This window comes from Agromyces tropicus (genome assembly GCF_039531345.1).
Lineage (GTDB): Bacteria > Actinomycetota > Actinomycetes > Actinomycetales > Microbacteriaceae > Agromyces > Agromyces tropicus.
Genome location: NZ_BAAAPW010000006.1, coordinates 140,271 through 157,013, shown reverse-complemented (window position 1 = coordinate 157,013; position 16,743 = coordinate 140,271). Strand labels below are relative to the sequence as shown.

The 16,743-nt window shown below is 72.1% G+C and carries 17 protein-coding genes; 11 read left to right on the top strand and 6 right to left on the bottom strand.

Annotation, left to right across the window (positions count from 1 at the left end):
• The 10 genes from pucL (at position 1) to menC (ending at position 12,369) form a co-directional block, all read left to right on the top strand.
• Positions 1 to 900 (top strand): factor-independent urate hydroxylase, encoded by a 900-nt coding sequence (gene pucL, locus ABD230_RS16945; RefSeq protein WP_344377529.1) that lies wholly within the window; start codon positions 1 to 3, stop codon positions 898 to 900.
• Positions 901 to 1,186: 286 nt separating this feature from the next.
• The gene (locus tag ABD230_RS16940; protein WP_344377526.1) at positions 1,187 to 2,149 is read left to right on the top strand and encodes a hypothetical protein; all 963 of its coding nucleotides are present in this window, start codon (positions 1,187 to 1,189) and stop codon (positions 2,147 to 2,149) included.
• A 238-nt stretch (positions 2,150 to 2,387) separates the two neighbouring features.
• Positions 2,388 to 3,665, top strand: coding sequence for a saccharopine dehydrogenase family protein (locus ABD230_RS16935; RefSeq protein ID WP_344377522.1), 1,278 nt, complete (start codon positions 2,388 to 2,390; stop codon positions 3,663 to 3,665).
• A gap of 175 nt (positions 3,666 to 3,840) precedes the next feature.
• Entirely contained in the window at positions 3,841 to 4,668 is an 828-nt protein-coding gene (locus tag ABD230_RS16930; protein ID WP_344377519.1) for a GNAT family N-acetyltransferase, read from the top strand.
• A gap of 24 nt (positions 4,669 to 4,692) precedes the next feature.
• Positions 4,693 to 5,754 (top strand): LacI family DNA-binding transcriptional regulator, encoded by a 1,062-nt coding sequence (locus tag ABD230_RS16925; protein WP_344377515.1) that lies wholly within the window; start codon positions 4,693 to 4,695, stop codon positions 5,752 to 5,754.
• Between the two features lie 264 nt (positions 5,755 to 6,018).
• Positions 6,019 to 7,347, top strand: a complete 1,329-nt coding sequence (locus tag ABD230_RS16920; RefSeq protein WP_344377511.1) for an ABC transporter substrate-binding protein — start codon at positions 6,019 to 6,021, stop codon at positions 7,345 to 7,347.
• A gap of 104 nt (positions 7,348 to 7,451) precedes the next feature.
• A complete protein-coding gene (locus ABD230_RS16915; protein ID WP_344377507.1) occupies positions 7,452 to 8,393 on the top strand; it encodes a carbohydrate ABC transporter permease in 942 nt (313 codons plus the stop codon).
• Positions 8,393 to 9,331, top strand: coding sequence for a carbohydrate ABC transporter permease (locus ABD230_RS16910; protein WP_344377504.1), 939 nt, complete (start codon positions 8,393 to 8,395; stop codon positions 9,329 to 9,331). The genes ABD230_RS16915 and ABD230_RS16910 overlap by 1 nt, the downstream gene beginning before the upstream one ends.
• A 79-nt stretch (positions 9,332 to 9,410) precedes the next feature.
• Positions 9,411 to 10,922, top strand: coding sequence for an arabinosylfuranosidase ArfA (gene arfA, locus ABD230_RS16905; RefSeq protein ID WP_344377501.1), 1,512 nt, complete (start codon positions 9,411 to 9,413; stop codon positions 10,920 to 10,922).
• A 127-nt stretch (positions 10,923 to 11,049) separates the two neighbouring features.
• The gene (menC, locus tag ABD230_RS16900) at positions 11,050 to 12,369 is read left to right on the top strand and encodes an o-succinylbenzoate synthase (protein WP_344377499.1); all 1,320 of its coding nucleotides are present in this window, start codon (positions 11,050 to 11,052) and stop codon (positions 12,367 to 12,369) included.
• On the opposite strand, the gene ABD230_RS16895 is transcribed toward menC, so the two are convergent.
• From ABD230_RS16895 to trxA, 4 genes are read right to left on the bottom strand one after another with little or no spacing between them, the layout of a single operon-like run.
• Positions 12,356 to 12,958: a DUF2238 domain-containing protein gene (locus ABD230_RS16895; protein ID WP_344377498.1), complete on the bottom strand. Its 603-nt coding sequence runs from the start codon at positions 12,956 to 12,958 to the stop codon at positions 12,356 to 12,358. The genes menC and ABD230_RS16895 overlap by 14 nt on opposite strands.
• Positions 12,958 to 13,809: an endonuclease/exonuclease/phosphatase family protein gene (locus ABD230_RS16890; RefSeq protein ID WP_344377496.1), complete on the bottom strand. Its 852-nt coding sequence runs from the start codon at positions 13,807 to 13,809 to the stop codon at positions 12,958 to 12,960. The genes ABD230_RS16895 and ABD230_RS16890 overlap by 1 nt, the downstream gene beginning before the upstream one ends.
• Positions 13,810 to 13,850: 41 nt before the next feature.
• On the bottom strand, positions 13,851 to 14,126 hold the full coding sequence (locus tag ABD230_RS16885; protein WP_344377494.1) for a YgaP-like transmembrane domain: 276 nt from the start codon (positions 14,124 to 14,126) through the stop codon (positions 13,851 to 13,853).
• The gene (trxA, locus tag ABD230_RS16880) at positions 14,123 to 14,503 is read right to left on the bottom strand and encodes a thioredoxin (RefSeq protein WP_344377491.1); all 381 of its coding nucleotides are present in this window, start codon (positions 14,501 to 14,503) and stop codon (positions 14,123 to 14,125) included. Before trxA ends, ABD230_RS16885 begins: the two co-directional genes overlap by 4 nt.
• Before the next feature lie 44 nt (positions 14,504 to 14,547).
• Here trxA and ABD230_RS16875 point away from each other — a divergent pair, with 44 nt between their 5' ends.
• Positions 14,548 to 14,952: a rhodanese-like domain-containing protein gene (locus ABD230_RS16875; protein WP_344377488.1), complete on the top strand. Its 405-nt coding sequence runs from the start codon at positions 14,548 to 14,550 to the stop codon at positions 14,950 to 14,952.
• 16 nt (positions 14,953 to 14,968) lie between these two features.
• Here ABD230_RS16875 and ABD230_RS16870 read toward each other — a convergent pair whose 3' ends face one another.
• The gene (locus tag ABD230_RS16870) at positions 14,969 to 15,826 is read right to left on the bottom strand and encodes an aminoglycoside phosphotransferase family protein (RefSeq protein ID WP_344377485.1); all 858 of its coding nucleotides are present in this window, start codon (positions 15,824 to 15,826) and stop codon (positions 14,969 to 14,971) included.
• The gene (locus ABD230_RS16865) at positions 15,823 to 16,707 is read right to left on the bottom strand and encodes a helix-turn-helix domain-containing protein (protein WP_344377481.1); all 885 of its coding nucleotides are present in this window, start codon (positions 16,705 to 16,707) and stop codon (positions 15,823 to 15,825) included. Before ABD230_RS16865 ends, ABD230_RS16870 begins: the two co-directional genes overlap by 4 nt.
• Positions 16,708 to 16,743 lie beyond the last annotated feature (36 nt).

Below are 16,743 nucleotides of genomic sequence, written 5' to 3'. Positions count from 1 at the left end.
ATGTCCGAACCCGCCATCGTGCTCGGCGCCAACCAGTACGGCAAGGCCGAGGTGCGCGTCGTGAAGGTCGCGCGCGAGCGCGCACGTCATGAGATCGACGACCTGAACGTGACCTCGCAGCTGCGCGGCGACTTCGCCGCCGCCCACCTCGTGGGCGACAACGCGCACGTCGTGCCGACCGACACCCAGAAGAACACGATCTTCGCGTTCGCCCGCGACGGCATCGGCTCGCCCGAGGCGTTCCTGCTGCGACTGGCCGATCACTTCGTCTCGTCGTTCGAGTGGGTCACCGGCGGCCGCTGGGCGGCCGAGCGGTTCGCCTGGCAGCGCATCATGGCCGACGGTGCCCCGCACGACCACGCGTTCGTTCGGTCGGGGCACGAGGTGCGCACGGCCGTCGTCGTCGCCGACGGCGCCGAACGGCACGTCATCGCCGGGCTCCGGGACCTCACGGTCATGAAGTCCACCGGCTCGGGCTTCGAGGACTACCCGCACGATCGCTACACGACGCTGGCGGAGACCCACGACCGCATCCTGGCGACGGATGTCTCGGCCCGGTGGCGGTACGCACGCGCCGACGTGGACTTCGACGGCCGGTACGAGAGCGTGCGGGCGCTGCTGCTGGAGGCGTTCGCCGAGGGGTACTCGCCGGGGTTGCAGGCCACGCTCTTCGCCATGGGGCGGCGGGTGCTCGAGGCGCACGACGACATCGCCGAGATCCGGTTCTCGATGCCGAACAACCACCACTTCGTGGTCGACCTCGCGCCGTTCGGGCTCGACAATCCCAACGAGGTGTTCTTCGCGGCCGACCGCCCCTACGGGCTCATCGAGGCCGCCGTCGTCCGCGAGGGCGTGGAGAGCCCGCGCGCGGCCTGGGACGGCATCGCCGGCTTCTGCTGACGCGCCGCGGGCGCCCCGCCCGCCATCGCCGCGGCGCCGGCGCCCCACCCACCGAGCCCCACCCGCCGAGCCCCGGCGCGCGAGCCCCCGCGCGCCATCGTCGGGAGGAACTTCCGGCCACTGGTCGGCGTGTCGCAGGGCGACACGCCGCAGGCCGGTCGAATCCTCCTCCCGTGCGAGCACGGCCGTTCGCAACCGCTCCTCCCGAAGCCATCCGTCGGCCGGCTCCTCCCCGGATCCGACCGACCGGCCCGGGCGCGCGCATAGGATTCGCGAGGATCGCCGCATGCCCGGACTGTTCGACGAGCTCTCCCGACTCGGCCACGTCGCCCGGGCCAGCACCCTGATCGCCGGCGGTGTCGACCGACGGCAGATCTCTCGCGAGGTCGCACGTGGAGCCGTGATCCGGCCTCGGCGTGATTGGATCGCCGCCCCGTCGGCCGACGGCGAGCAGCTCGCGGCGGTTGCCAGCGGCGCAGTGATCGGCTGCGTCTCGGCCCTGCGACGGCTCGGGGTCTGGGCCGGCGAGGACGACGTGCTGCACCTGCATGCACCGCCGTCCGCGGGGCACGTCCGTCCCGCATCGCGGTCCGACCGGGGAGGAGCGCCGAGGGTGTGGCATCCGCTCGCCGCCCACCACCGCCGGCGGGCAGACGGAGTCCGTCCCGCTGTGGAGGGCGCGCCGCGCGTGCACTGGGCGCCCGACCCGGCTCCGGAGCGGGCATTCGACTGGATCGTCTCACCGGAGGCCGCGCTCGCACGCGCGGTGCGATGCCTCCCCGAGGAGCATGCGCGAGCGGCCGTCGACTCGGTCCTGCACGAGCGTGTGCTGACCCGGCTCGGGGTCGACGCCGTCCTGGCGGGCGTCGCGACGACCCGTGTGCTCGTCGACGAGCACACGGGTCGGCTCGAGTCGGGGGTGGAGAGCCTCTTCGTCCGCAGGCTCGTCGATGCGGGCCATTCGGTCAGGCCGCAGGTGCGCTTCCCGAACGTCGGCCGGTTCGACGGACTGATCGATGACGTGGTCCTCTTCGAGATCGACGGACGCGCGCACCACTCGGGTCCGGAGGAGTTCCATCGGGACCGGGATCGAACCCTGGTCGGTCACGCGTTCGGCGTTCCCGTGGTCCGGCCGAGCGCCCGGCACGTGCTCGAGGACTGGCCGACGGTGATCGCGGCCGTCACGCGCGCTGTGGCGGATGCCGCGATCGTCCGCGCCTCGCGCGGCCTGCCCCCGGCGTTCGACTGACTCGGGGTGGCCGTGCCGCATCCTGGCCCGACATGCACCTGTCGCTGCCGTCGACCGGTCTTCGCGGGACTCGTTCGGGAGGAAGAACGCGGGGACACGCCGGCGCGACATCCGCGACGCGCCGCCCAGGAATCGGAAGTTCCTCCCGAAGGCGTCGGAGGCAGGTGCAGCTGCGCGGCCGGCATCCGGTGAATTATCCAATTGGACAATTGTGCGGATGCGGGCTACCGTACCCAGCATGCGAATCCTCCTCATCGGTGCGGGGGGCGTGGGCGATGCCATCGCCAAGATCGCCGCCCGCCGTGACTTCTTCGAGCTCCTCGTCGTCAGCGACTACGACGAGTCCCGCGCCCGTCGCACGGTCGACTGGATCGCCGCGCGGCACGGCGACGACGTGGCGGCGCGCTTCGCCACCGCGCAGGTCGACGCGAGCGACCCCGAGGTCGTGGCATCCGTCGCCCGCGAGCACGGCGCGACCCACGTGATGAACGCCGTCGAGCCCAAGTTCGTGCCGTCGATCTTCCGCGGCGCGCTCGCCGCCGGCGCCGACTACCTCGACATGGCGATGAGCCTGTCGGAGCCGCACCCGACCGACCCGTACGCCGAACCCGGCGTGAAGCTCGGCGACGACCAGTTCGCCCAGGCCGACGACTGGGAGACCGCGGGTCGCCTCGCGCTCGTCGGCATGGGCGTCGAGCCCGGGCTCTCGGACGTGTTCGCGCGCTACGCGGCGGACCACCTGTTCAGCGAGATCGACGAGCTCGGCACGCGCGACGGCGCCAACCTGGTCGTCCGCGATGAGCAGGGCAACGAGATCTTCGCCCCGAGCTTCAGCATCTGGACGACGATCGAGGAGTGCCTGAACCCCCCGGTGGTCTGGGAGCGTGACCGCGGCTGGTTCACGACGCCGCCGTTCAGCGAGCCCGAGGTGTTCGAGTTCCCCGAGGGCATCGGCCCGGTGGAGTGCGTGAACGTCGAGCACGAGGAGGTGCTCCTCATGCCGCGCTGGGTCGACGCGAAGCGCGTGACCTTCAAGTACGGCCTCGGCGACGAGTTCATCAACGTGCTGAGGACGCTGCACCTGCTCGGCCTCGACGCGACGACGCCGATCCGCGTGCGCAGCGCGAACGGCCCGGTCGAGGTCGCACCGCGCGACGTCGTCGCCGCGGCGCTGCCCGACCCCGCCACGATCGGCCCGAAGATGACGGGCAAGACCTGCGCGGGCCTGTGGGTGACCGGTCGCGGCACCGACGGCGAGCCCCGCGAGGTGTACCTGTACCACGTCAGCGACAACGAGTGGACGATGCGGGAGTACGAGGCGCAGTGCGTCGTCTGGCAGACCGCGCTGAACCCGGTCGTCGCGCTCGAGCTGCTCGCCACGGGCGCCTGGTCGGGTCGCGGCGTGCTCGGCCCCGAGGCGTTCGACGCGCAGCCGTTCCTCGAGCTCATGGCGCGCGCGGAGGCCGACGGCGGGTACGGCCAGCCGTGGGGCATGGAGGACCGCCTGGCCCGCTGATGGCGCCCGGGTCGCCCGGTCGGGCCGGCCCGGCCGGCCCCGCGCTATCCGCTCGAGTGCCGTTTCTGCGGTGGAGTGCCGATCCAAACCGGCCTCGATCGCAGAAACGGCACTCGAACGGTGCGGGCTGGTGGCGGGCGCCCGCGCGGCTCGCGCACACGATAGGGTCCGGGTCATGACGGATGCCGCGACCCTCGCCCGCGCGCACGCGCTCGCCGACGAGGAGGACCGACGCGCCGGCGTCGTCACCCGGGAGGCGCGCCCCGACGAGCTCGCGGGCGCGCTGGCGCGGTTCGATGCGACCTGGGGCGCGGGCCGCACGGTCGACCTGGCGTCCCTGAAGGCGATCGCGCACGCGGGCAACACGGTGCTCGTCGCGGTCGCGGTCGCGGCCGCGGCATCCACCGCCCCTGCGGACGACGCGCCGCTCGGTGCCGCGCTCGGCTTCCTCGGCTGGGATGGCGGCCTGCACGTGCACTCGCACATGAACGCCGTCGATCCGGCTGCGCGAGGGCGGGGCATCGGCGTCGCGCTGAAGCTGCGGCAGCGCGCGATCTGCCTCGACCACGGCGTCGACGAGGTGCGCTGGACGTACGACCCACTGATCCGCCGGAACGCCCGCATGAACCTGGTGCGCCTCGGCGCCGAGGTCGCGGCGTACCGCCCGGACTTCTACGGGGAGCTCCGCGACGCGATCTCCGGGGGCGATCGGAGCGATCGGTTCGAGGTGCGCTGGCGCCTCGGGTCCTCCCGCGTGGCGAGGGCCCTCGAGCGGATGCCGCAACCGGCCTGGCACGCCGAGGGCGGCCTGCCGCTCGTGGCCGACTTCGAAGCCGTCCGCGTGGCCGACCGGGAGGCCGCCGCGGCGCTGCGGGAGGCGTCGCGGAGGGCGTTCGCGGCGCTCGCCGACGGCCGCCTCAGGCCCGAGCTGGATGCCGCCGGCGACTACGTCTTCACGCCCGACGACCCGGATCTGGCGCCGGATTCGTCTACAACGTTGTAGAGTTTGGGGCACGAGGGAGGCGGCATGGCAGCGACACTGCACGACGTGGCCAGGCTCGCGGGGGTCTCGATCAAGACGGTCTCGAACGTCATCAACGACTACCCGCACATCCGGCCGGCGACGCGCGAGCGCGTCGAACGCGCGATCGCCGAGCTCGGCTACACCCCGAACCTGACCGCGAGGAACCTCCGTTCCGGCCGCACCGGCGCGATCGCGCTGGCGGTGCCCGACCTCGGGCTGAGCTACTTCGCCGAGCTCGCGGCATCCGTCATCGAGGCCGCCGAGGCCGCGGGCGTCGTCGTGCTCGTCGAGCAGACCGGCGGCGACCGCGACCGCGAGCTCGAACTGCTGCGCAGCCCCCGGCTCAAGCTGACCGACGGCCTGATCTTCAGCGCCCTCGGCATGGGGCAGGAGGATGCCGCCGCCCTGGACGTGCCCTACCCGCTGGTGCTGCTCGGCGAACGGATCTTCGACGGCCCGACGGACCACGTGACCATGCGCAACGTGGAGGCGGCTCGGGCGGCGACGGAGTACCTGCTGGCGTCGGGACGCCGACGCATCGCGGTGGTCGGTGCGCACGAGGGCGAGGTGATCGGCTCCGCTGGGCTGCGCCTGCGCGGCTACCGCGAGGCGCTCGACGCCGCCGGCATCGCGTTCGACGAGTCGATCATCGCGACGACCACGCTCTGGCATCGCGCCAACGGCGCGAGGGCCATGCGCGAGCTGCTGGCCCGCGACGTGGAGTTCGACGCGGTCTTCGGGCTGAACGACACCCTCGCCCTCGGTGCGATGCGCGTGCTCCAGGAGGCCGGCGTGCGCATCCCCGGCGATGTGGCGGTCGTGGGCTTCGACGACCTCGACGAGGCGGAGTACTCGATCCCGTCGCTCACCACGGTCGATCCCGGTCGGGAATGGATTGCGCAGACGGCGGTGCGCACCCTGCTCGCGAGGATCGCGTCGGGTGACGAGGCGGGGTCGGCGAGCCTGCACCTGGCCGACTTCCGCATCGTGGAGCGGGAGTCCGCACCGGCATGGCCGGCGTCGTCGTCGTCGGACGACCTGGTCGGCTTCGCCGGTCGGTCGTAGCCCGCGACGTTCCGCGCCGATCCGAGGCGGTGCGCACGGTGGTGCGACGTCGCCCGCCGCCCGGATGCCGATCTCCGCTTCGCCCGGGTTCGGAAGCGATTGCGTCATCGCCCTTGACAGCGCACCCGAGAGGGTTCACCATGTCTCTACAACGTTTACTTTACAACGTTGTAGAAAACGACTCGGCGCGGAGTCCCCCTCCGCGGCCGCGCGAATCCATCGCAGCGACAACGGTGTCCACAGCACCGCGAGAGGAAGCACGAAATGAAGACCAAGGTCATCTCCGCAGCCGGCGCCGTCGCCGTCGCGGCGGCCGCGCTCACCGGGTGCAGCACGGGCCCGGCGGCCGACTCCTGCACCAACGAGATCGTCAACCCCGACGCCACCCAGGTGAGCGTCTGGGCCTGGTACCCCGCATTCGAGGGCGTCGTCGACCTCTTCAACCAGACCCACGACGACGTCCAGGTGTGCTGGACCAACGCGGGCCAGGGCAACGACGAGTACACGAAGTTCTCGACCTCGATCGAGTCCGGGTCCGGCGCTCCCGACGTCATCATGCTGGAGGCCGAGGTGCTGTCCAGCTTCACGATCCGGAACGCCCTCGTCGACCTCTCCGAGTACGGCGCCGCCGACGTCGAGGGCGACTACACCGAGGGTGCGTGGAAGGACGTCTCGAGCGGCGACGCGGTCTACGCGATCCCGGTCGACGGCGGCCCGATGGGCATGCTCTACCGCACGGACATCCTCGACCAGTACGGCATCGCCGTGCCCACGACGTGGGAGGAGTTCGCCACGGCCGCGCAGGAGCTGAAGGATGCCGGCGCCCCCGGCGTCCTGGCCGACTTCCCGACCAACGGGCGCGCGTACAACCAGGCGCTCTTCGCCCAGGCCGGATCGGTGCCGTTCGCGTACGACAGTGCCGACCCGCAGTCGATCGGCATCGAGGTCGATGACCAGGGCGCGAAGGACGTGCTCGCGTACTGGAACGACCTGGTGGAGCGGGGTCTGGTGGCCACCGACGACGCGTTCACGGCCGACTACAACACCAAGCTCGTCGACGGCAGCTACGCGATCTACGTCGCCGCGGCCTGGGGCCCCGGCTACCTGCAGGGCCTCGCCGACGCCGACGCCGACGCCGAGTGGAAGGCGGCGCCCGTGCCGCAGTGGGACCCCGCGAACCCCGTCCAGATCAACTGGGGCGGCTCGACCTTCGCGGTGACGAGCCAGGCCGACGACAAGGAGGCCGCGGCGACCGTCGCCAAGGAGATCTTCGGCACCGAGGAGGCATGGAAGATCGGCATCGAGGAGGCCGCCCTGTTCCCGCTGTGGACGCCGATCCTCGAGTCCGACTACTTCCGCGACCTCGAGTACCCGTTCTTCGGTGGGCAGCAGATCAACAAGGACGTGTTCCTCGACGCCGCCGCCGGCTACACCGGATTCACCTTCAGCCCGTTCCAGAACTACGCGTACGACCAGCTCACCGAGCAGCTCTATGCGATGGTGCAGGGCGAGAAGGGCTCCGACCAGGCGCTCGACGACCTGCAGGCGTCGCTCGAGGCGTACGCCACCGAACAGGGCTTCACGCTCCAGTGACGCCCGGCGGGGCCGGCCGCCCGGCCGGCCCCGCACCCGCAGCGCCCGTACGGCGCCCGACCCCGATCGATCCACCTCCGACCCACAACGATGGAGCACCGACGATGACCACCACGACCGTCGCGGCACCGACGCCGCGGGACGTCCGACCTCCGCGCAGGGGCGCGAGCCTCGAACGCAGGCGCCAGCGCATCGGCTGGCTGTTCGTCACCCCCTTCCTCGTGGTCTTCGCGGGATTCCTCGTGTTCCCGCTCGCCTACGCGTTCGGCATGAGCCTGTTCACGTCGACGCTCGCCACCGGGACCCGGTTCACCGGCGCCGCGAACTACGTGAAGGCCTTCACCGATCCGCTCTTCCTCGAGGGCCTGCTCCGCGTGGCCGCGTATGCCCTCGTGATGATCCCCGCGCAGCTCATCGTCGCCCTCGCCGCGGCCCTCGTGCTCGACACGCTCGCGACCCGGCTGTCGCAGCTCTCGCGGCTGCTGATCTTCGCGCCCTACGCCATCCCCGTGGTCATCGGCGCGCTCATGTGGAGCTTCCTCTACAGCCCCCGCTTCGGCCCGGCAGGCACGCTCTTCGACGTCGTCGGGCTTCCGACGCCGGACTTCCTGGCCTCCGACACGGTCTTCGGCAGCCTCGTCAACATCGTCACGTGGCAGTGGTCGGGGTACTACATGATCGTGATCTACGCCGCACTGCGGTCGATCGACCCGGCCATCTACGAGGCCGCGCGGATCGACGGTGCGAACGGCTGGCAGACCGCCCTGCGGATCAAGGTGCCGATGATCTCCTCCTCGATGGTGATGGTCGTCACGTTCGCCCTCATCGGCACGCTGCAGTTCTTCACCGAGCCCGTCGTGCTGCGCAACGTCGCCCAGGGGGCGATCGACGCGGCCTACACGCCCAACATGTACGCGTTCTCCCTGGCCTTCTCGTACAGCCAGTTCAACTACGCCTCGACGATCGCGTTCTCGCTCGGCATCCTCGTCTTCGCCGGCTCGTACGTGTTCCTCTTCCTGACGCGCAAGCAGAGCGGACTCAAGTGATGACCACCGCGATCGGAGCCCGCTCCGCCCCCGACGCCCTGACGACCGTCACGGGCCTGCCCGACCACGCCGACCACAGCGCCGGGCGCTCGCGCCGCCGCGACCGGCGCATCGGCTCGCACGTGTTCCTCGTCATCCTGGCGATCTACTTCCTCGTCCCGATCTGGTGGCTGTTCGTCGCCTCGACCAAGAGCACATCCGGACTGTTCTCGAGCCCCGCGTTCTGGTTCGACGATCCCGCCCAGTTCTTCGCCAACGTGCAGGGCCTGTTCACCCACCAGGGCGGCATCTACTGGCGCTGGCTCGGCAACTCGTTCCTCTACGCCTTCGTGGGCGGCTCGGGGGCCACCGTCCTCGCCATCCTCGCTGGCTACGGCTTCGCGAAGTACCGGTTCCGCGGCCGCGGTGCCGTGTTCGGCGTCATCCTCGGCTCGATCATGGTCCCGCTCACGGCGCTCGTCGTCCCGACGTTCATGCTGCTCAGCCAGTACGGCCTCATCAACACGCCGTGGGCGGTCATCCTGCCGTCGCTGCTCAGCCCGTTCGGGGTCTACCTCATGCGGGTCTACACCCAGGACGCGGTCCCCGACGAGATGCTCGAGGCCGCGCGGATCGATGGGGCGGGAGAGTGGCGCACCTTCTTCCAGGTCGCGCTGCCGCTGCTGAAGCCCGCGATCGTGACGGTGCTCCTGCTCTCCATCGTCGGCACCTGGAACAACTTCTTCCTGCCGCTCGCCGTGCTCACCGATTCGCAGCTGCTGCCGGTGACGGTGGGCCTGAACCGATGGACCGCCCTGTCGAACGCCGGTGCCGGCGGCGAGCAGGTCTGGAACCTCATCACCTCCGGCGCCTTCATCTCGGTGGTGCCGCTCATCCTGTCCTTCCTGTTCCTCCAGCGCTACTGGCAGGGCGGCCTGGCGATCGGGAGCGTCAAGTAGGGCGCCTCGAAGGAATCGGCGGATGCCGCAGCCGCCCCTCCGCATGCACCACGACCACCTCGCACACAGAAAGCACCACATGACCAACGCACGCCTGACCATCGATCCGCACTTCACCGTCGGCGCCATCCGCCGCAACGTCTTCGGCGGCTTCGTCGAGCACCTCGGCCGGCACGTGTACGACGGCATCTACGAGCCCGGTCACCCGACCGCCGACGCCGAGGGCTTCCGGCAGGACGTGATCGAGCTCGTCAGGGAGCTCGGCGTCGCCACCATCCGGTACCCCGGCGGCAACTTCGTCTCCGGCTTCCGCTGGGAGGACTCCGTCGGACCGCGCGAGGAGCGCCCGCGGCGCCTCGACCTGGCATGGCACTCGACCGAGACGAACGAGGTCGGCCTGCACGAGTTCGCGTCGTGGCTCGACAAGGTCGGCAGCGACCTGATGCTCGCCGTGAACCTCGGTACGCGCGGCACGCTCGAGGCCCTCGACCTGCTGGAGTACGCCAACCTGCCGAACGGCACCGCGATCTCGCAGCGCCGCATCGACCACGGCCGCACCGAACCGTTCGGGGTGAAGATGTGGTGCCTCGGCAACGAGATGGACGGCCCGTGGCAGCTCGGCCACCGCTCCGCCGACGACTACGGCAAGATCGCGTCGCAGACCGCGAAGGCGATGCGGCAGCTCGACCCCTCCGTCGAGCTCGTCGTCTGCGGCTCGTCGAGCGCGCACATGCCGACGTTCGGCGAATGGGAACGGGTCGTGCTCACGCACGCGTACGAGGACGTCGACTACATCTCGTGCCATGCGTACTACGAGGAGAAGGACGGCGACCTCGGCAGCTTCCTCGCGTCCGCCGTCGACATGGACGGCTTCATCGAGACCGTGGTGGCGACCGCGGACCACGTGAAGGCGGTGCTCGGGAGCTCGAAGACCATCGACATCTCGTTCGACGAGTGGAACGTCTGGTACATCGAGCGGTTCCACGGCGTCGACAAGATCGAGGGCCTGGACAACTGGCCGGTCGCCCCACGCCTGCTCGAGGACGTCTACTCGGTGGCCGACGCCGTCGTGTTCGGCAACCTGATGATCTCGCTGCTCAAGCACGCCGACCGGGTCACGAGCGCGTCGCTCGCCCAGCTCGTCAACGTGATCGCGCCGATCATGACCGAGCCCGGCGGCCCGGCGTGGCGGCAGACCACGTTCTTCCCGTTCTCGATCACCTCGCGACTGGCCCGGGGCGAGGCCCTCGAGCTCAAGCTCGACGCGCCGACCTACCGGACCGCGACCTACGGTGAGGTGCCGCTCGTCGATGCGGTCGCGACGCACGACGCCGGCACGGGTCGGAGCGCCGTCTTCCTCGTCAACCGCAGCACCGACGAACCCGTCGACCTGACGATCGACCTGGCCGCCCTCGGCGACGTGTCGATCCTCGAGACCCACACGCTCGCGGACGACGACGTGTACGCGAAGAACACGCTCGACGATCCCGAGCGCGTGGCGACCGCACCGAACGGGTCGGCGGCATTCGCGAGCGGCGAGCTCACGATCACGCTCCCGCCGGTGTCGTGGACCGCCATCGCGCTCGGCTGACGTCGCGCGACGCGGCCGCTCGGCCGGTACGGAGGTCCCGCCACGCCGGGCCCGCCGCGCGCTACCGTCGTGGTGGGCGACCGGCGCAGCGCCGAGGCGCCGTGCACGACGACCCGATGGAGGATCGATGACCGACGACGCGCGCACCGACGCCCCGACCCGCACCGCAGCCGCGCCCCGTGTCGAGGCGGTCGAGCTGCACCGCCTCGAGGTGCCGCTCGTGCGGCCGTTCGAGACGTCGTTCGGGCGCGAGACCGCCCGGGAGGTGCTGCTCGTCCACGTCCGCACCGACCGCGGCGACGGCTGGGCCGAATGCGTCGCCGGGCGCGACCCGTTCTACTCCGGCGAGTACGTCGACGGCGCGGCCTCCGTCATCGAGCGGTACCTCGCGCCCGCACTGCTGCGCGCGCCGGCGCCGCACGTCGTCGACGACGGCCACGTGAGCGGCGTGCTCATCGAGGACCCCGCCCACGCGACCGGGATCTGGGTCGACGACCGCGAGCAGGGCGACGCGGCGGGAGGCGGCGTGCCCGGCCGTGCGGCGGCGTCGATCGCGAGCGTGCCGCTCGCGGCATCCGTCGGCCCCGCACTGTCGTTCGTCGCCGGGCACCGGATGGCGAAGGGCGCGCTCGAGGCGGCCGTGCTCGACGCCGAACTGCGGGCGCAGGGACGCTCGATGGGGGAGTGCTTCGGCGCGGTGCGCGACTGGGTCGACTGCGGGGTGTCGGTCGGCATCGCGGCGACCCTCGAGGAGTTGCTCGACGAGGTCACGGGCTACCTCGAGGAGGGCTACAAGCGCATCAAGCTCAAGATCAAGCCCGGATGGGACCTCGTGCCCGTCGCCGCGGTGCGCGAGCTCATCGGGGGCGACGCGCTGCTCCAGGTCGATGCGAACACGGCGTACACGGCCGACGACATCCCCCTGCTCGCGGGGCTCGACCCGTTCGACCTCCTGCTCATCGAGCAGCCCTTCGCGGAGGAGGACCTCGCGACGCACGTGCGCCTGGCCCAGGCCTCGACGACGCCCGTGTGCCTCGACGAGTCGATCCTCGACGTCACGACCGCGGTCGACGCCATCGAGCGCGGCGCGACGAGCATCGTGAACATCAAGCCCGGCCGGATGGGCGGGTTCCTCGAGGCGCTCCGGGTGCACGACGCCTGCCGCGACCGCGACGTGCCGGTGTGGTGCGGCGGCATGCTCGAGACCGGCGTCGGCCGCGCCGCCAACGTCGCGATCGCGGCGCTGCCGGGCTTCCTGCTCCCGGGCGACACCTCGGCGTCGGGCCGCTACTTCGCCGAGGACCTCACCGAGCCGTTCGTGCTCGGCACGGGCGAGCACCGCGGGCAACTCCGGGTGCCGGATGCCGCGGGCACGGGCGTCGAGGTCCGTCAGGAGCTCGTCCACGACTGGGCGGCCGCGCCGCCGGTGACGGTCAGCTCCCGCTGACGCGGGCCTCCTGGGGCCGCTCGGCGAACGCCGGGTACGCGAATCCCGCGATCGCCGAACCCAGGACGCCCCACACGAGGTCGCCGATGGTGTCGCGGTAGTCGACGTAGATGGTCTCGTCGATGAAGTTCTTGCCGAACCACTCGAAGACCTCCCACACGACGGCGAGCCCCGACCCGAACGCCGCGGACAGCAGGACGGCCGCGAGCACGGGCCTCGCCGAGTGCCGGGGGTCGGCGAGCACTCGCGTCCGCACGAGCAGGAGCACGCAGACCACGGCGACGAGCCCGTTCATGAGGAAGTGCATCGGGATGTCCCACCATCGGACCGTCACGTACAGGTCGGTGACGCTGCTCCACACGGCCACGAGCGCGACGACGCCGAAGGTGATGTCGAGCGCCGGCCGGACCCGCAGCGCACGGGGGATCACCATGCCGGCGGCGACGAACGCGAGGCTCACCATGCCGAGCGGGCCCCATCCGATCCCCGCGATGGGGATGCAGGCGAGCGCGATCAGCCGCACCACGTCCGCCGCGATCTCGCCGGGTCCCTCGGCCCGGTGCCGCAGTCCAGCCCAGAATCCCCGCATCAGCCGTCCTCTCGTCGATGGCGCAGCACCGCCTGGACCGGTTCGTGGTCGGATGCCGCGCGTCCCTCGAAGCGCGCCGCGTTGATGCCGGCGCTCGCCACCTCGGCCGGTCCGCCCACGAGGATGAGGTCGATGCGCCGGCCGCCGGGTCGCCGAGGGCCGTAGTTCGAGAACGTGCCCCAGGCGGGCGTGAGCCGCTCCGGGGTCGCCTCCCACGTGTCGTGGAGCAGGGCGTCGCCGGTGAGCCGGCGGTGCACCGCGGATCGTTCGTCCGCGTTGAAGTCGCCCGTCACGACGATCGCGGCCTCGGGTTCGTCGAGCCGCACGTCGCGCGCGATGCGCGCGATCATGAGCGCCGACTGCAGCCGGGACCGGCGGGAGAGGTGGTCGAGGTGCGTGTTGAGCACGTGCAGCCGGGATCCGGTCGCGCGGTCGGTGAACTCGGCGCTCACGAGGGCGCGGCGCGTGAGGTTGCCCCAGGACCGGGAGCCGTGCTCGTCGGGCGTGGCCGAGAGGGCGCGTTGGCGCCATCCGGTGAGCTCGAGGCGATCCGCGTCGTAGTACACGGGGGTCGCCTCGCCGTGGCCGCCGGGGTCGCGCCCGATGCCGACCCAGCGGTGCGACGGGCCGAGGGCCTCGCCGACGACCTCGAGCTGGTCGTCGAGGGCCTCCTGCACGCCGAGCACCGTGGGCCGCTCGGCGGCGAGCAGCCGGCGCAGGAGCGGCCTGCGCGTCGCCCACCGGTCGGGGCTGCCCGGGCGGTTGCGCGGCATGCGTCGCCGGATGTTGAACGACATTACGTGTAGGTCGGGGGCCTCGACGGGGCCGATGAGCGGCTGGTCCGTCATCATGCGGTCAGCGTACGCCCGGCGACGGCGCCGTCGTGGGCCGTTCAGCCCAGAAGGTCGCGCCGTGCCTCCGGGTAGCCGAGCACGTTCGGCGCGGTCGTCGTCGCGGCACGGGAGAACAGGTCGGGCGGGCACCACCCGGTGATCGCGCCGATCGCGAGGAACGTCGCGCACACCCCCGCGGGGATCGCGCACCAGGGGTTGTCGAGCGTCGACATCGCGACGGCGCCGAGGAAGACCGCGACGACGCCCCGGAGCATCCGCTCACCGCGCGTCACCGCGCAGGATCGCGAGGCGAGCGAGCGTGCGAGCCGGTTCACGCCTGCTGCGCGGCGGCGGCCTGCTGCTCGGCGAGCTGGCGGCGCACGTCGTCCATGTCGAGGGCCTTCGTGCCCTCGATGACCTGCTCGAGCTGGGCGGCGTTCAGCGCGCCGGGCTGCGCGAAGACGATGATGCCCTCGCGGAAGACGACGAGCGTCGGGATGGACGTGATGCGGAACCCGGCCGCCAGGGCCTGCTCGGCCTCGGTGTCGACCTTGCCGAAGACGACGTCGGAGTGCTGCTCGGACGCGCGCTCGAAGACGGGGGCGAACATGCGGCAGGGTCCGCACCACTCCGCCCAGAAGTCGAGGAGCAGGATGTCGCTGTCCTTGATGGTCGACTCGATCGTGTCGTGGGTGATGTTCACGGTGGCCATGCCCCGATTCTAGCAGAAGATACCCCTGGGGTATCATCGTCCCCATGCAGACCACGTCCCGCCCCTTCTCCGTCCGTCCTCCGCGGCCCGCACGCCGCCTCCGGAGCGCCCTCGTCGTCTCGGCCGTCGCCGGCGCCCTCGCGCTCGCAGGCTGCGCGTCCACCGAGCCGATCGAGGTCGGCGCCGACACCGTCGTCGTCGACGTCCGAACGCCCGCCGAGTACGCCGCGGGCCACCTCGACGGCGCGGTGAACCTCGACCTGACCTCCGGGCAGCTCGCCGCCGAGATCCCGACCCTCGACGCCGAGGGCGAGTACGTCGTCTACTGCAAGTCGGGCAACCGCTCCGCCCAGGCGACGACCCTCATGGAGGGTGCGGGCCTCGACGTCACCGACGCGGGCTCGATGCAGCAGGCGGCGGATGCCACGGGGCTGCCGATCGTGCAGTGAGCCGGGTCGCCGGGGCTCACGACTCGACCGGGAGCCCGGCAGCCACCTCGCCGATCCGGGCGGCCGACGACGCCCGCTCCGGACGGTCGTCGATCGCGAACCACGTCGACGACAGCGCGCACCAGGCGATGAGCCAGTCGCGCACCCGCCGCGGCGAGAACCCCGTCGCGCGCACCACGACCCCGAACTGGCGGGCCAGCCGCCCGGGGGCGAGCGCCCGCTCGTGCGACGGGTTGCAGAGCAGGTTGCAGACGTCGAACTCCGCGTCGCCGAGCAGTGCCTTCGGGTCGATCGCGAGCCAGCCGCGCTCGCCGAAGTCGAGCACGTTCCCGTGGTGGAGGTCGCCGTGCAGCACGACCGGCGCGCGGCGCTCGTCGAGGCGCCGGCGCGCGAGGTCGGCTCCCGCCCGGTGCACGGGTCCCAGGTCGTCGGCCCGCGCGAACAGCTGCGCGAACCAGGTCTCGAGCCCGACCAGGTCCGGCGGGGCCTCCCGCCCCAGCACCCGATCGGTCTCGGCGTGGATCCGCTCGGCGACGTCGCACAGGATCCGGCTGGCACCGTCGTCGTCGCCCCGCTGCACCATCGCGACGAGGTCGCCCGGTCCGCCGGCGCGCTCGAGGAGGAGCGCGCGCCCGTCGCGCCGCATGACCCGGGCCGCGCCGCGGCCGTCCAGCGCATCCAGCAGCGCCGCCCCGCGCGCCTCCTCCGCCTCGTGCGCGAGCTTGAAGACGGCCGGTCGGCCGTCCTCCGTGCGGACGGGCAGGATCCGGCTCGTGGGCGTCGTCCGGGCCTCGCCGTCCGGCCGCAGGTGCCACTTGGTCAGCCACGCCGCCTCGTCGGCGTGGCCCGGATCGACGGGTCCGAGCAGGCTCATGCGCCCGGCCCGTCTGCGCGGGCAACCGCGGCCTCGCGCGCGTAGGCGCCGGGCGGCACGCCGATGACCGCGCGGAACTCGCGCGTGAAGTGCGCCTGGTCGGCGTACCCGAGCTCGGCGGCCAGTTCCGCCAGGGCGGGCGCGTCGGGCCCGGCGAGCCGATCCGCCGACTCCTGCAGCCGGTAGCGGCGCACGAGCCACTTCGGCGTGAGGCCGAGCTGGTCGCGCACCATGCGCTCGAGCTGCCGCACGCCGACGTCCGCGACCTCGGCGAGCTGATCGACCCGCACGATGGCTCGGTCGCGCTCCGCGGCCGCGATCACCTCCCGGATCCGCCCCGCCTCCTCGTCGAGGACGGGACGACGGGCGCCGAGCCAGGCCTCGAACGCCTCGGCGGCGGCGGCATCCGCGCCGCGTGCGACGAGCGCGTCGACGGCCTTCGCCATCGCCGCAGCGTCGTCGACCGGGACCGACGTGCCCACCAGCCGGCGGGCCTCGACCCCCGTGAGCGCCGAGGCGACGCCGGGCTGCAGCAGCGCGCCGAACGCCTGGCCGCGACCCTCCAACCGACGCGTCGCGAGTCCGACGGACGGCCCGTGCACGCGGGCCGCGCCCTCCTCGACGACGAGGTTCGCCGACGGGTACTCGAGCACGCGCTGCGTCGCCCGGCGGCGCGGCGGCAGGTTCCAGCGGGGGATCCAGTAGTGGCGCACGAGGTCCGCGACGCTCGTCGACGGCACCCGGCGCGTCATCCGCACGGGCACTGCGCCGGAGGGCGGGGCGGTGCCGGCGTCCGCGACCACGCCCGGTTCGCCGGGCCGCGGCGCGAGGACGCCCCGGCTCTGCGGCGAGCCGGCCCGGGACCGCCAGTACGCATCCACGAGCCCAGTATCCCGGCGGGCATGTCGCGTTCGTGC